Here is a 13,004-nt window from a genome sequence, read left to right as displayed (position 1 = left end):
AGCGCTTCAGTCATCGGAGGTGACAATGGATAAGATGAGCGACGCGCAGGCTCAGATCCTGGCGCGGTTGGACCGGCTTGAGTCGCGCGACGAGATCCGCCAGCTGATCTCGAAATACTCGTTGGCGCTCGACATGCGCGACATGAACGCGATGGCTTCGCTGTTTGCATCCGACGTCAAGGTCGGCGGCGGCAAGTCGGGCAGGGCAGCCCTGCGCGACTGGCTCGACGAGACGATGCGCAAGCAGTTCGACGGCACCTCGCACCATGTCGGCTCGACGATCATCGAGTTCGTCGATGCAGATAACGCAGTCGGCGTCGTCTACTCGAAGAACGAGCATGAGTGCGGCGCCGAGTGGGTCATCATGCAGATGATGTATTACGACCGCTACGAGCGTATCGACGGCCGTTGGTTCTTCCGCCGCCGCCAGCCGCTCTACTGGTACGCTTCCGATCTCAACAAGCCGCCCGTCGGCTCGCGCAAGATGCGCTGGCCGGGCCGCGAGCCCTATGAGGGCTCGTTCCACGAACTGTTCCCATCCTGGAAGGAATTTTGGGCCCGATCCGGCCCGGATGAAGCGCTGCCGGAGCCGGCACCGCTCGAATCCTTCATCGAAACCATGCGTAAGGGCAATGAGATCCGTGGCAACCGTGTGCGCTGAAAATCTGACTGCCGAAGAGCTGATTGCCGACAAGCTGTTCCAGCCGATCAAGGTCGGTGGCCTCGAGCTCTCCAACCGTATCGCCATGGCGCCGATGTCGCGCTATTTCTGCGCTGACGGCGTGCCGCATGAGAAGGTGCAGGCCTACTATTCGCGACGCGCGCTAAACCAGGTCGGCCTGATCATCACCGAGGCGACCTATATCGGCCACCCGACAGCGCCGAGCTACGAGGGCGTGCCTTATTTCGCCGGCGAAGCGGCGTTGGCTGGCTGGGCCAAGGTCCGGACAGCCGTGCATGCCGCTGGCGGCAAGATCTTCCCACAGCTCTGGCACACCGGCAGTTTCCGCAATTCGGACATGGCGCCGCAGCCGGGCGTGCCGGGTGTCGGCCCGTCGGAAAACCTCAACGCTTTCACAGGTCATCCTGAAACCACCAAGGCGATGACCGAAAAGGAGATCTTCGAGGTCATCGAGGCCTATGCCGAAGCGGCCGAGGCTGCGCAGCGTCTCGGCTTCGACGGCGTCGAGATCCACGGCGCGCATGGCTATCTGATCGACGAGTTCTTCTGGGCGACATCCAACCGCCGCACCGACCGCTATGGCGGCAACCGTCGCGAGCGCACGCGATTTGCCGTCGAGGTCATCGAGGCGATGCGCAACCGTGTTGGCCCTGATTTCCCGATCTCGTTTCGCTATTCGCAGTGGAAGCAGCAGGACTACAAGGCGGTTCTCGGCGAAACGCCCGAGGAACTTGCCGATGTATTGGAGCCGCTGGTCGACGCCGGCGTCAGCATCATGCATTGCTCGACGCGCCGCATGTGGGAGCCTGGCTTTGCCGCTGAAAACGACATGACACTTGCCGGCTGGACGAAGAAGATCACCGGACTGCCCGTTATCGCTGTAGGCGGCGTCGGCCTCGACAGGCCGGGTCTCAACGCCGCCGAGATTGCGCCGCTCGACGTCATCGAAAAGCCACTCATGCGCGACGAATTCGACATCCTGGCTGTCGGCCGCGCATTGCTGGCCGACCCGGCCTGGGCGGTGAAGGTCAAGCAGGGCCGCACAAGCGAGGGTGTCGGCTACTCCAAGGAACAGCTGAACTCGCTGTTCTAACCAGACAAGCGCACCCGGCCGCAAGCTGGGTGCCCATCCTGATCCTGTCAAAGGGTCCCTTCCTCAAAGAACGCAAAAAGAAGCGCCGGGGACAGTGGATCCACGGCGCTTTAGCTTGGTCGCAGGGAGATGGGAGGATGACCGTCAGGCCGCCTGGCGCGGCCCGTGACCGAGGATGACAGCACTGTTTAGAACCAGGCGGACAAGTTCTGTCTGGCGCGTGATGCCGCTCTTGGAGAAGATCGAGCGCAGATGGGCGCGCGCGGTGTTACGGCTGATGTCGAGCGAGGTCGCGGCATCCTCGAGCGACAGTCCAGCCGTCAGGCGGCGGGCGACGGCGGCTTCGGCAGGCGTCAGGTCGAACAACTGGCGCACGAGATCGCCCTCGACCTCCAGGCTGGCCTCCGGGTCGCGAATGTAGATGGCGACAGCCGAGTTGGCTGCCGCTGCATTGTCCTTGCTGCCGCGGATCGGCCGCACGATGACGCCGAGATTGCGCGAACCCGACTGCTTGGTCAGCGACAGGCCGCGGGACTTGGTACCTTCGTCGTCGGCCGTGCTCTGCATGGCAGCCTTGACCGCGGTCTGGAAGTCTCGGTCCTCCTTGGCCGAGGTGGCGCGTAGCTTGTTGCCTTGGATCTGCAGGCCGTCGCGGGCTTCGAGCAGGCGCGTTGCAGCGTCGGAGGCGCGGACGATCTTGCCGGAATGGTCGAGGATGACGACGCCGACATAAAGCTTGTCCATGACGTCGGAATAGAGTCGGCGTTCGACTTCGGTGGCGCCCATGCGCCAGGAGGTTTCGACGCCGCGCGCCAGTTGCGAAACCAGGATTTCGCAGACAGATGCCGCATCGTCGTCGAACTTGGCGTCGGCGCGATCACGGAAGACCCAGAGCGTATAGCGGGCGGTGTCGTCAGCGGGGACATAGGTGGCCGACATTGGCTGGCAGCGCTCGGAGAGATAGGCGAGCTGCGCCGGGCGGGCGAGGGCGACGCCTGCGGCATCGATCATCTGCTCGTTGATTTCGGTGAAGGCATAATAGGTCTCGCCGGTGCGCAGGCGGTCTTCGATCACAAGGACCGCAGCATAGGCGCCGAACTGCTCGCGAATGAGCTCAAGCGGGGTACGCAACGGCTTGCCGTTCATCAGGCTGTCTGCGACACGGTTGAGGAAATGGCCGAATTCGACGATCGATCTGGCGTGAAAGGTCATGGCAGGAGCTCCCAATATCCGCCGCACGGGGGCGTGCGGGACCAATGCCCGGCGGCGCAAAGGGCACGCCGGGAGTGAGTTCGATTTGTGTTTGGCGAAAGCCGGATGTCGTTCCGGATGTCTGCGGATCAGGACGGGGGGAGGAATCCTCGTCGGGCAAGGTGCCGGACGGACGACGATCCAGTCGTCATGCTGCGTATGCTCGAACCGGTCATCGCGCTTCCTCCCGAATGCGAAATGAATAATGTCGACATGTATGTCATTAAATTGACACGTCGTCAAATTCGAAATGCATCGCGTAGAATTTTCGACACGGTGTCAGCAGTGGATAAGTCTTGAGCATTGTGCAAACGAAACGGGCCGGGTCTTGCGACCCGGCCCCTATACTTATGAGTGGCTGAAAGCCTCAGGCGCCGCAGTCGGCGCGCTCGACCAGGCCGTCTTCACGTGGCTTGTAGGAGTTCTTGACCACCTTGATCGACTCAGGTGCGGGCAGGAAGTGGCTCTTGTCGCTGGCCTGGATCGGGCCCGTCAGCATCTGGACGGTGGAAGCATTGGCCAACAGCCAGGCAGCAATCGACTCACCGTCGGTCTTGCCCGAGCCGTTGATCGCGGCCGCCAGCACGACCGGCTGGATGTAGTAGGGGATCAGGGCCGAGGCGCCGCCCATGCGGTCGACGTCGGGGACCTGTTCCTTGGCGCGCTTGACGAACTTGGCGAAGGCATTCTCACCGACAGCGTCGCTCGGGCAATAGGTCATGCCGACGAACTGGACGCTGTAGACGTCCTTGAATGCGTCCTCGCCGAGCACGGCAGCGTTGCCGACGGCGTAGTTGGTCATCGTCTGGTTGGCCAGAACCGGCACGTCCCAGCCGATGTCGGCACGGTTTTCGAGCAACTTGCGCGAGTCGTCGCCGATCGAGTTGATCAACAGGATCGCCTCGGCACCCGAGCTGCGCATCTGGAACAGCTGCGGGGTCATGTCCTCGGTGCGGAAGGCGAATTCCTGCACCGCGGTCGGTTCGACGCCCTTCGACTTGAGGTAGTCGACGATCTCGACCACGGCCGCCTTGGACATGCCGCCATTGTCCGAAATCAACGCCAGCTTCTTCAACTTGAGCACGTCGATGGCAAAGTCGATGTTCGGCTTCATCTGGTTCAGGCCGGTGACCGAACCCGAGAAGTGGAACGGACCCGCCTCTGGCGTCAGCTGGGTCGAGGCCGCCGACGAGACCTGGGCGATCTTCTTTTCGCTCGCCACCGGAACGACCGGGATGGTTTCTTGGCTGGTGGCCGGGCCGACGAGTGCCTGGACCTTCTCGTTCTCGATCAGGCGGCGTACCTCGCTCACCGCATGGGTCGGGTCGGTCATGGTGTCGCCGAGGACCAGTTCGGCCTTCTTGCCGAGAATGCCGCCGGCGGCATTGATGTCCTCGATCGCCAGTTTCCAGCCCACTTCGGCGGTTTTGCCGATCGAGGCGCCGCCGCCGGTCATCGACATGATGCCGCCGATCTTGACGACTTCCTGTGCCTGCGAAACGCCTGATGCCAGGGCCAGGGCTGCCACCGAAACCATTCCGATAGCCGTGCGACGTGTAATGGAACTATTCCATTGGAAGTTCATGCGTTTCTCCTCCGCTTACTTCGACAGACAGACAGTCACGGCCATGTGTCCGGAACATCGTCCGCTTGGACGATGGAGGAGCGGAGCAAACGAATTCGTTAGCGTAAGCTAACAAAAGGAGCATGGCTCAGCGCGGTGCGGCCTTGGCGACGACTGCATGCGCCAGGGCAGGCTCCGGCAGCTTGCGCCAGGCCAGCCATGCAAGCACCGCGCCCAGGGCCATCAGCGGCACGACCACGGACATGCCAAGGATTGCGTCGCCGAGGATACCGGCGGCGACCGTGCCCAAAAGGCCGCTGCCCATCTGCAGGAACCCGCTCAATGAGGCGGCGGCGCCGGCATTGTCGGGAAAGGCAGCGACTGTCGCCACCGACATGGCCGGCATGACAAAGGCATTGCCGAAAACAAACATCGCCATCGGCAGCATGACGGACACGAAGGTCGGCTCGTACAGCCCCAGGAACATCGCCATCGCCGCGGCCCCCCCGCTGCTGACCGCCAGGCCGACTGGCACCAAACGATAGGCGCCGTAGCGTGGCATCAGGCTGCGCATGACCAGCGCGCCTGAGATGAAGCTGGCAGACTGGAACAGCATCGCCAGGCCGAACTGTGCTGGCGTCAGGCCCAACCGGTCCATCAGGATGAAGGGCAAAACAGTTGCCTGCGTGTAGTAGGCGCCCAGCGTGCCGGCGATGACCAGGCTGGAGAACAGGAAATAGCCGCTGCTAAGCAGCTTGCCGTAGGTCTCGATCACAAATTTCGGCCGCACCCGGTTCGGGTCGCGTTCCACGGTTTCGACCAGCGCGAACCTGACAGTGACCAAGGACGCGACGCCCATCACGAACATGATCGAGAAGATGGCGTGCCAGCCGGCGACCTGCATCACCAATCCGCCGACCGTCGGTGCGATGGCCGGGGCGAGCGCCAGGATCAGCGTGATCAGGTTGAGGATGCGCGCCGACTGCTCATGGGCAAACAGGTCGCGCACGATCGCGCGCGAAAGTGACAACCCTACCGCCGCCCCCGCACCCTGCAGCAGACGCGACAGGATCAGCACTTCGATGGAAGGCGCAACCAGTGCACCCAGGCTGCCGAGCAGGTAAATGCCGAGGAAAGCCAGTGCCACCGGCTTGCGGCCATAGCCATCGGACAGCGGGCCACAGACCAGCTGGGTCAGGGCGAAGCCGGCGAAATAGAGCCCGAGCGTCATCTTCACCGCCTCTTCGGTGGTGCCGAAGGCATGGACGATTTCGGGCATGGCCGGCGTGAACAGCGACAGTGAGGCGGGACCGAGACCGGCCAGCATCGCGCCTACGATGGTGACCCGCCGCTCGCTCATCACGCCGGGGCGCTCGTCTTGCTGGTCTGATGTCATGGCGCAGGCCCCGGCTCGATGTATGGCAAGCGCCCATGCGGCAGAGTGCCTGTCACCAGATCGAACCGGTGCCGGGAAAGGTCATCCGTCATACGGACTAGCGCCGGGATTATTCGATTGCGTATCGGTCATACGAAAAGGGCCGCAAGATGCCGCCCTTCAGACTGCTGACAAACCTCCAAGGGTCTTGAAATCACTGAGGGGTTTGTAATCAATCTGAAGGGCCGCAAGATGCGGCCCTTGGTGAAGTGGTTTCGAGACGGATAGTTCAGACAGCCGAGCCGTAAAGGTCGTAGGCTTCGGCGCTGTCGATCTTGACGGTGACGATGTCGCCGACGCGCAGTGGGCGGCGCGACTGGATGTGCACCGAACCGTCAATCTCAGGCGCGTCGTATTTGGTGCGGCCCTTGGCCGAGGTGCCGTTTGCCTCGTCGATGATGACGGGCAGGCGCTTGCCGACCTTCTTGGCCTGCTGGGCGGCCGAGATCTTCTGCTGGCGCTGCATGAAACGGTGCCAGCGCGCTTCCTTGACCTCCTCGGGGACCTGCTCGAGGCCGAGATCGTTGGAGCGTGCGCCCTTGACTGGTTCGTACTTGAAGCAGCCGGCACGATCGATCTTGGCGTCGTCGATCCAGTCGAGCAGCATTTCAAAATCTTCGTCTGTTTCACCGGGGAAGCCGACGATGAAGGTCGAGCGGATGGCGAGATCCGGGCAGACCTCGCGCCAGCCGCGGATGCGCTCGAGCGCCTTTTCGCCGTGGGCCGGACGGCGCATGTTCTTGAGAACCTGCGGAGAGGCATGCTGGAAGGGTATATCGAGATAGGGAAGAATCTTGCCTTCGGCCATCAGCGGGATGACGTCGGCGACATGCGGGTAGGGGTAGACATAATGCATGCGCACCCAGATGCCGAGCTCGCCAAGTTCCTGTGACAGGTCGAGGAACTTGGCGCGGACCTCGCGCTCTTTCCAGACGCTGGTCGCATATTTGATGTCTATGCCATAGGCGCTGGTGTCCTGGGAGATGACGAGCAGCTCCTTGACGCCGGCATTGGCCAGCTTCTCGGCCTCGCGCAGCACGTCGGCAGCCGGGCGCGAGACGAGGTCGCCGCGCAGGTCCGGGATGATGCAGAAGGTGCAGCGATTGTTGCAGCCTTCGGAAATCTTGAGATAGGCGTAGTGGCGCGGGGTCAGCTTGACGCCCTGCGGCGGCACCAGATCGGTGAACGGGTCGTGTGCCGGCGGTGCCGCCTCATGCACCGCGGCCATCACGCTTTCATAGGCCTGCGGGCCGGTGATGGCGAACACGTTGGGGTGCTTTTCGCGGATGAGTTCTGGCGTGGCGCCCATGCAGCCAGTGACGATGACCTTGCCGTTTTCCTTCATCGCCGTGCCGATCGCGTCCAGCGACTCCGTGCGCGCGGAATCGAGAAAGCCGCAGGTGTTGACGACGACGAGGTCGGCGCCGTCATGCTTGCGGGCGATCTCGTAGCCTTCGGCGCGGAGCTGTGTGAGGATGCGTTCGGAATCGACAAGCGCCTTCGGGCATCCGAGGCTGACGAAGCTGACGCGGGGTGCTGCTGACATAGACAAGGTTCCAATGGACAAGGGCCGCAACCCAATTGGGCCGGCCCGGAAGTCTCGAATTTTCTCGATCTGTCGGCTCTGAAAAAAGAGCTCAATTCGGCCGGCGCATAGCACAGATCGGCGTCCAAGCAAACCGCCTGATCGTCACATGCGCAAAGGGCCGGATCGCTCCGGCCCTTTGTCGTCAACCGTCTCGGCCTCAGTGGGCGGGCGCGCTGTGCCCGCCGAACCACTCGCTCAGGAAGCCGAATTGTTCGGGAAACTGGTCGACAGCACCGTCGAGCAGCATCTTGAGCGCGACATAAAGGATGATGACGAGGCCGATATAGGCGATCCAGCGGTACTTGTGCAGCAGACGCGCCACGAATGAAGCGGCAAAGCCCATCAGTGCGATCGACAGTGCCAGGCCGATGATCAGGACGGTCGGGTGGTCCATCGCAGCGCCGGCGACGGCGAGCACGTTGTCGAGTGACATCGAGACGTCGGCAATGACGATCTGCCAGGCGGCCTGGGCGAAGGTCTTGCGCGGGCCCTTGCCGGCGATCTTGCCGTCCTTGTCGTAGTCCGCATCGGAGAGCGCCTCGGTGGCCTCATGTTCCTGCTCATGGCTGACGCTGAGTTCGCGCCACATCTTCCAGCATACCCACAAAAGCAGCAGGCCGCCGGCGATGAGCAGCATCGGCCCGATGGCGAGCAGCCATTGGGTGATGAGCGCGAAGCCAATGCGGAGGACAGTCGCGGCCGCGATGCCGACGAGGATGGCCTTCTTGCGCTGGTCTGCAGGAAGCCCTGCTGCGGCAAGGCCGATGACGATGGCATTGTCGCCAGCAAGCACGAGGTCGATAGCTATGACCTGCAGAAGGGCTGTGAAGCCTGCGGCAGTGAATATCTCCATCGGACGGGACCCTCTCCGTTCATTTCCAATGTCTTGATGTGGGCTATAACGCCCGACGCGTATGCGTCAACAGACAAGCGGCGCGTTTATGCGAAACGCCTTAAATCCGCGCCATCCCTGACGCGAAGCTGACGAAACGTGGTGATGGAGTCGATTTCATCTGCCCAACCAGCGCCTGATGAGCAGGCACGGTTACTCGCAAATGTATTTGACGCGACCTGTGGGGCCGCTTGCGGCGCGGCAGGCTATTGGCTTGGTGTTGCCAGTATCGGCTGCGCGGCTGGGTGCGCGCGTCACCGGGCGCGGGCCTGGTTGCTGTGTGGCGAAGCGGATCTCGGGGCCGGCTGGAAAAGCGCTGGCCTGCTGGCGTTCGGCGGCTGCGCGCCTGGCTTCATCGTCCTGCCAGAAGCGCCTGGAGTCCACCGTCTTGGGAATGACCACCGTGCCGTCGGACGAGCGACTGCAGCCGCCAAGCAGCGTGGCGGAGAAACCCAAGGCAAGTGCAAGCGCCAATGTCGAACCAAAACTCATGCGAATGCTATATCGCGCCCGGTGGCGTCGATAAAGTCCCTGCGTTCAAGTAGTTGGGATGAATGAGAAAATTCGTCTATGTCCGCAAGTCGGGAACATGAAAGCAGGCGAGTGGCTGCTCCTCGTTGGTGACAACAAGCAATTCCCCTGACGGATCGAGATCGAGTCCCTTGGGTCCGCCTTCCTCTGGGTTGTGCCTGCCTTTGTGAAAAGTCTCGTCGTCGAGGACCCGGACCGAGGTTACGGGGCCATGCTCGCCCGCCCAGTTGCCACGGTGTGGCTCGTAGACCTGAACATATGGCGTGCCGGCGTCGGCGACATAAATCCTGTTGCCGTCTGGCGAAAAGCGAAGTCCGTGCGGATAGCTGACGCCCAGGAGAGTTCCGACATGGCGCGATTGGCGGTTGAGGCGCTGCTTGTTGTCGAACACCAGCACGCTCTGCGTCATGTGGTTGCTGACGGCGATCCATGCCTTGTCAGGACTGATAGCAATGCCGTCAGGCACATCGAGGCCTTGTTCCAGCAGCACCGAGTTGCGCGGCAGGCTCCAGCCGCCATCAGTGCTGGTCACATGCCTGGTAATCCGATGTCTGTAATTGTTGCAGACGAGCAGTTCGCATCGGCCGTTCTCCATGCTGGCAACGCATACTGAGCCCGGGGAATGCAGGCGCGTCCCAAGACCTGCCCGCGTGATGGTTCGTAGCGGCGTGAGGTTGTGGATACGCCGTGCCGCGCTGCGAAGCGGGACGGCAAAAACCACAACACCGCCCATCCGATTGGCCACCACCAGCGTTCGATCATCGATGAAGTCGAAGCCGTGCGGTTCGTTCAAAGCGGCAGAATGCAGCTCCATGTAGTCCGTGACATGCAAGATCGGCCGGCTTCCCGAACGCCCGATCTCGACGTCGAGCAGCAGGCAGGTTCCCTTGGCGAAACCGGCGATCGCAAGATAGCGGCCGTTGGGCGAAAACCTCACGTCTTCGGTCCGCCCGAGGCGCGCCATTGCCAGATCGGCCTCCTTCGCCACGACGATATCCAGCCTGGCGCGGCTGTCGTCGATGATCCTGTCAGGGCTGGGAATGGCTATGTTCATGGGCTGGCTCGAAAATGCGATGTCTAAAGCAGGGTCAGGTCGGCGTCACAAATCACGTTGGCGGGCGGTCTGGCAAGTCGGCCCGGAGCAAGCTTCAGGACACGCGCTCATAGCGTGCTCGCAACCGAATTCAGCGTCGTGGCGATCGCCTGCTTGTATCTCTCGAATTCCGGCGACGTCTGCCTGACTGTCACCGGTGTCGGGGTGGAAGGCTGCGATGTCACGGCAGGCGCCCGCCCGGTCATCTTTTTCTCAGCCCAGGCAACGACATAGCTGGCGTTCTTGCCAGTCAGGAACGGATTGGCCTTGATGACGATGGCTCCGAGGACATCGGCAATCATGGCGTCACCGGAAGCCGACAGGATCTGGTGGGCGCCTTCCATGCCGAGGAAGTGACAGAGATAGAGCCGGCCGGCGGTGATCTGGTGGCCGCGCTGCTTGAGATAGGATTCGCCTTCACGCGCGAGGTTACGCACCATTTCGCGCGATATCGTCGGATCGAAGCGCAGTTCGAGCAATTCGGCGGTCGAAAGCGACCGGGCGAGATCGGGCCGGTAGGTGTTCATCATCCTGATCCAGGTCTTGCTGATGAACTGCCCAAGGCCCGTTGCCGACGACAGCGGATTCTTGGCGCGGGCACGGCCGCCGCTTTCGACGTGGATGATGCGGTTGGTCAGCACCTCGATGGCTGTATCGTCCGAGGAGGTCGTGACGCCGACCGATGTGGTTGTCGTCGTGGTCGTTGCCACGGCAACTGTGACCGTACCAAGCGGATCGATGGCCTGGCCGTCCTGGTAGAGTTCGAAATGCAGATGCGGTCCCGTCGACAAGCCCGTGGTGCCGATATAACCGATGACGTCGCCGGCCTTGACGGTGGTTCCGACGCTTATGCCGTCGGCGAAACGCTGCATGTGGGCATAGCGGGTTTCGCGGTTGTTGGCGTGGGAGATGCGGATGAGATTGCCATAACCCTTGCCGTCGCCCTCAAACACGACCTGGCCGTCGAAGGCAGCGGCGATCGGCGTGCCGATGGGGGCTGCCCAGTCGACGCCCTTGTGGATGCGGACGGTCTTGAGGATCGGATGCTTGCGCGGCCCGAAGGTCGACGTCATGACGCCATTGACCGGCGTGACCATGCCATTGGTCGTCGCCAGCGAGCGAACCTGGTCGTCACCGCTGACGCAGGAGAACTGCCCGTCGCTTTGCTGGAAGACGAAGCATTCGACCTTCTTATCGGTGCCGTGGACGCCGACATAGAGCACGCGGCCGGCGACGCCATCCTTGCCGCGCGCCGTTTCCGAATAGAGCAGGACCAGGCGCTGGTCTTCCGAGGCAAAGGCGTTCAGGTCCTGGCCGCGCGACAGATACATGATCGCTTCGCCGAGTACGCCTGTGGGCACGTTATTGCGGGCGGCAGTCGAATAGATCGCGTCGAGCAGCCGGTACTGGCGCTTTTGCGCGCCGGCCTGCGGCGCCCCGGAATAATTGAACAGGTCGTCGCGCACCCATGGGTCGACGCCCGAGACGAACTGGCCGGCGGCATTGCGGGCAAGCGTGCCGATGAACCTGTTCATGGCGTAGACTGAGACCTGCATCAAAGCCATTGCCGGCGCACCGCGTCGTGGCCTGAAGCCGCGCAAGGCGACGACATAGCCAGGTTCAAGATTCTCCCGTTCGAAGACGGTCTTGAGTGCGTCACTGACCAGCTTGGCTTCGTCGGTGGCGAAACGGGCCTCGAGTGCGACGCTTTCGAGAGTGCGGTTGGTGAGAATCTTGACGAAGACGTCTTCGGTTGCCTCGAAACGCTCGATCTCAGGCGTCACGGTCGCCACGCTGGTGTTGTTTTCGACTGCGGTTTTCTCGAAGGCGGGCAGGGCGGCCTCGCCCTGGTCGATGGTTTCGCCCCAGCCCGCTCCAAGATCGGAAGCGTCATCGCTTTCGGGTTCGATCTCGTCAAGATCGCTGGCCGCCGGCGGTGCTGGCTGAACGTCCGTTTGCTGCCCTGCCACCGGTTCGGCGACGGCGCGCTGCGCCTGGAAGAAGGCAAAGTCCTCCTGCGTCGAGGGGATGGCGGTCATGAAGCGCTCGCTGGAGCTCAGCATCGTATCGGAAAGGTATTCGATGCTGGGCGAGATTCCGTCCTCGACAAGGTCGGCAGGTCGGGACAGCGAACGGCGCTTGGTCTCGCCACCGGCCTCATGCGCCAGGTTGATCCACATCGGGTCGCCGGCGAGGTCGACGATGGCCGGCACGTAGACAGCGGCATCCTGAGGTACGATGTCCGCCTCCTCCGTCGGTTGGAGATCGCCTTCATATTCATCCGGCGACCAGTAGCCCGCGCCGAAATAGACGGCGACCGCAACTGTACCGAACAGCACAAGCATTCCGGCAATGAGCATGGCCTTCAGCCGGCGCTCACGTGAGCGCTTGGCCATACGTTGTTGTTTTTGCTGCTTAAAGCTCGCATCAATGCCATGCGTCATGGCGAACGACCGGTCAGGAAGAAGGTCCAGCGGGCCTGTTCGAGCGTGTCGACTTCATAGAACCGGGCAGCAATGTGGCCGCGTTGCCAGCATTCGTCGATGCCGCGCACGGTGAAGCGCTTGCGCTCGACGCACATGTCGGTCGAGCCGCTGAGGATCGCATTGCCGAAGACGTCGGTCGCGTAGACGTAGATATAGCGGTTGGTCAGTTCGTCGCGAATGACGTTGACGCACTGGTTCGCGCCGATCGTCCACCAGCCGTCGGTCTGGAAGGCGGCGTCGACCTCCTGGCCGACGGCGAGATTGACGACGTCGAGCGTCTGGTTGCAGACGGTGAACTCTGCTCGAGCTTGGCTGGGGGCAAAGAGCAACGACAGCAGTGTCAGGACGGCAAATAAAGCCGTACGTGCATCGGTTCGGTGGCCGATCCC

Annotated in this window: 11 protein-coding genes; 2 read left to right on the top strand and 9 right to left on the bottom strand. The window is 62.5% G+C overall.

Annotated elements, in window-relative coordinates:
* Positions 1–25: 25 nt before the first annotated feature.
* Together IHE39_RS07005 and IHE39_RS07000 are read left to right on the top strand one after the other, a co-directional pair.
* Positions 26–661, top strand: coding sequence for a nuclear transport factor 2 family protein (locus tag IHE39_RS07005; protein ID WP_210322159.1), 636 nt, complete (start codon positions 26–28; stop codon positions 659–661).
* The gene (locus IHE39_RS07000) at positions 642–1,775 is read left to right on the top strand and encodes an oxidoreductase (protein ID WP_192565912.1); all 1,134 of its coding nucleotides are present in this window, start codon (positions 642–644) and stop codon (positions 1,773–1,775) included. Before IHE39_RS07005 ends, IHE39_RS07000 begins: the two co-directional genes overlap by 20 nt.
* A gap of 144 nt (positions 1,776–1,919) precedes the next feature.
* Here the strand turns inward: IHE39_RS07000 and IHE39_RS06995 are convergent, their stop codons facing one another.
* The 9 genes from IHE39_RS06995 to IHE39_RS06955 form a co-directional block, all read right to left on the bottom strand.
* A complete protein-coding gene (locus tag IHE39_RS06995) occupies positions 1,920–2,987 on the bottom strand; it encodes a helix-turn-helix transcriptional regulator (RefSeq protein WP_192565911.1) in 1,068 nt (355 codons plus the stop codon).
* Between the two features lie 406 nt (positions 2,988–3,393).
* On the bottom strand, positions 3,394–4,611 hold the full coding sequence (locus tag IHE39_RS06990) for an ABC transporter substrate-binding protein (protein WP_246485389.1): 1,218 nt from the start codon (positions 4,609–4,611) through the stop codon (positions 3,394–3,396).
* A gap of 127 nt (positions 4,612–4,738) precedes the next feature.
* On the bottom strand, positions 4,739–5,986 hold the full coding sequence (locus IHE39_RS06985; protein ID WP_192565910.1) for a multidrug effflux MFS transporter: 1,248 nt from the start codon (positions 5,984–5,986) through the stop codon (positions 4,739–4,741).
* A gap of 268 nt (positions 5,987–6,254) precedes the next feature.
* Complete coding sequence (gene rimO, locus IHE39_RS06980) at positions 6,255–7,571, bottom strand: 30S ribosomal protein S12 methylthiotransferase RimO (protein WP_192565909.1); 1,317 nt, start codon at positions 7,569–7,571, stop codon at positions 6,255–6,257.
* 199 nt (positions 7,572–7,770) lie between these two features.
* Entirely contained in the window at positions 7,771–8,466 is a 696-nt protein-coding gene (locus tag IHE39_RS06975) for a TerC family protein (RefSeq protein ID WP_192565908.1), read from the bottom strand.
* Positions 8,467–8,658: 192 nt separating this feature from the next.
* Positions 8,659–8,997, bottom strand: coding sequence for a hypothetical protein (locus IHE39_RS06970; RefSeq protein WP_192565907.1), 339 nt, complete (start codon positions 8,995–8,997; stop codon positions 8,659–8,661).
* Between the two features lie 76 nt (positions 8,998–9,073).
* Complete coding sequence (locus tag IHE39_RS06965) at positions 9,074–10,090, bottom strand: YncE family protein (protein ID WP_192565906.1); 1,017 nt, start codon at positions 10,088–10,090, stop codon at positions 9,074–9,076.
* Positions 10,091–10,197: 107 nt separating this feature from the next.
* Positions 10,198–12,573 carry a M23 family metallopeptidase gene (locus IHE39_RS06960; RefSeq protein ID WP_192565905.1) on the bottom strand — a complete coding sequence of 792 codons (2,376 nt, stop codon included), beginning with the start codon at positions 12,571–12,573 and terminating at the stop codon, positions 10,198–10,200.
* The gene (locus IHE39_RS06955) at positions 12,570–12,959 is read right to left on the bottom strand and encodes a DUF1036 domain-containing protein (RefSeq protein ID WP_246470559.1); all 390 of its coding nucleotides are present in this window, start codon (positions 12,957–12,959) and stop codon (positions 12,570–12,572) included. The genes IHE39_RS06960 and IHE39_RS06955 overlap by 4 nt, the downstream gene beginning before the upstream one ends.
* Positions 12,960–13,004 lie beyond the last annotated feature (45 nt).

The organism is Aminobacter carboxidus (genome assembly GCF_014863355.1).
Taxonomy (GTDB): Bacteria; Pseudomonadota; Alphaproteobacteria; order Rhizobiales; family Rhizobiaceae; genus Aminobacter; species Aminobacter carboxidus.
This window is presented reverse-complemented; position numbering and strand designations above follow the sequence as displayed.

Excerpts from the sequence above, each read along its gene's own strand:
- IHE39_RS06995 (WP_192565911.1), bottom strand. The coding sequence starts at position 2,987 with ATGACCTTTCACGCCAGATCGATCGTCGAATTCGGCCATTTCCTCAAC.
- IHE39_RS06965 (WP_192565906.1), bottom strand. The coding sequence starts at position 10,090 with ATGAACATAGCCATTCCCAGCCCTGACAGGATCATCGACGACAGCCGC.
- IHE39_RS06970 (WP_192565907.1), bottom strand. The coding sequence starts at position 8,997 with ATGAGTTTTGGTTCGACATTGGCGCTTGCACTTGCCTTGGGTTTCTCC.
- IHE39_RS06975 (WP_192565908.1), bottom strand. The coding sequence starts at position 8,466 with ATGGAGATATTCACTGCCGCAGGCTTCACAGCCCTTCTGCAGGTCATA.
- IHE39_RS07005 (WP_210322159.1), top strand. The coding sequence starts at position 26 with ATGGATAAGATGAGCGACGCGCAGGCTCAGATCCTGGCGCGGTTGGAC.
- IHE39_RS06960 (WP_192565905.1), bottom strand. The coding sequence starts at position 12,573 with ATGACGCATGGCATTGATGCGAGCTTTAAGCAGCAAAAACAACAACGT.
- rimO (WP_192565909.1), bottom strand. The coding sequence starts at position 7,571 with ATGTCAGCAGCACCCCGCGTCAGCTTCGTCAGCCTCGGATGCCCGAAG.
- IHE39_RS06985 (WP_192565910.1), bottom strand. The coding sequence starts at position 5,986 with ATGACATCAGACCAGCAAGACGAGCGCCCCGGCGTGATGAGCGAGCGG.
- IHE39_RS06990 (WP_246485389.1), bottom strand. The coding sequence starts at position 4,611 with ATGAACTTCCAATGGAATAGTTCCATTACACGTCGCACGGCTATCGGA.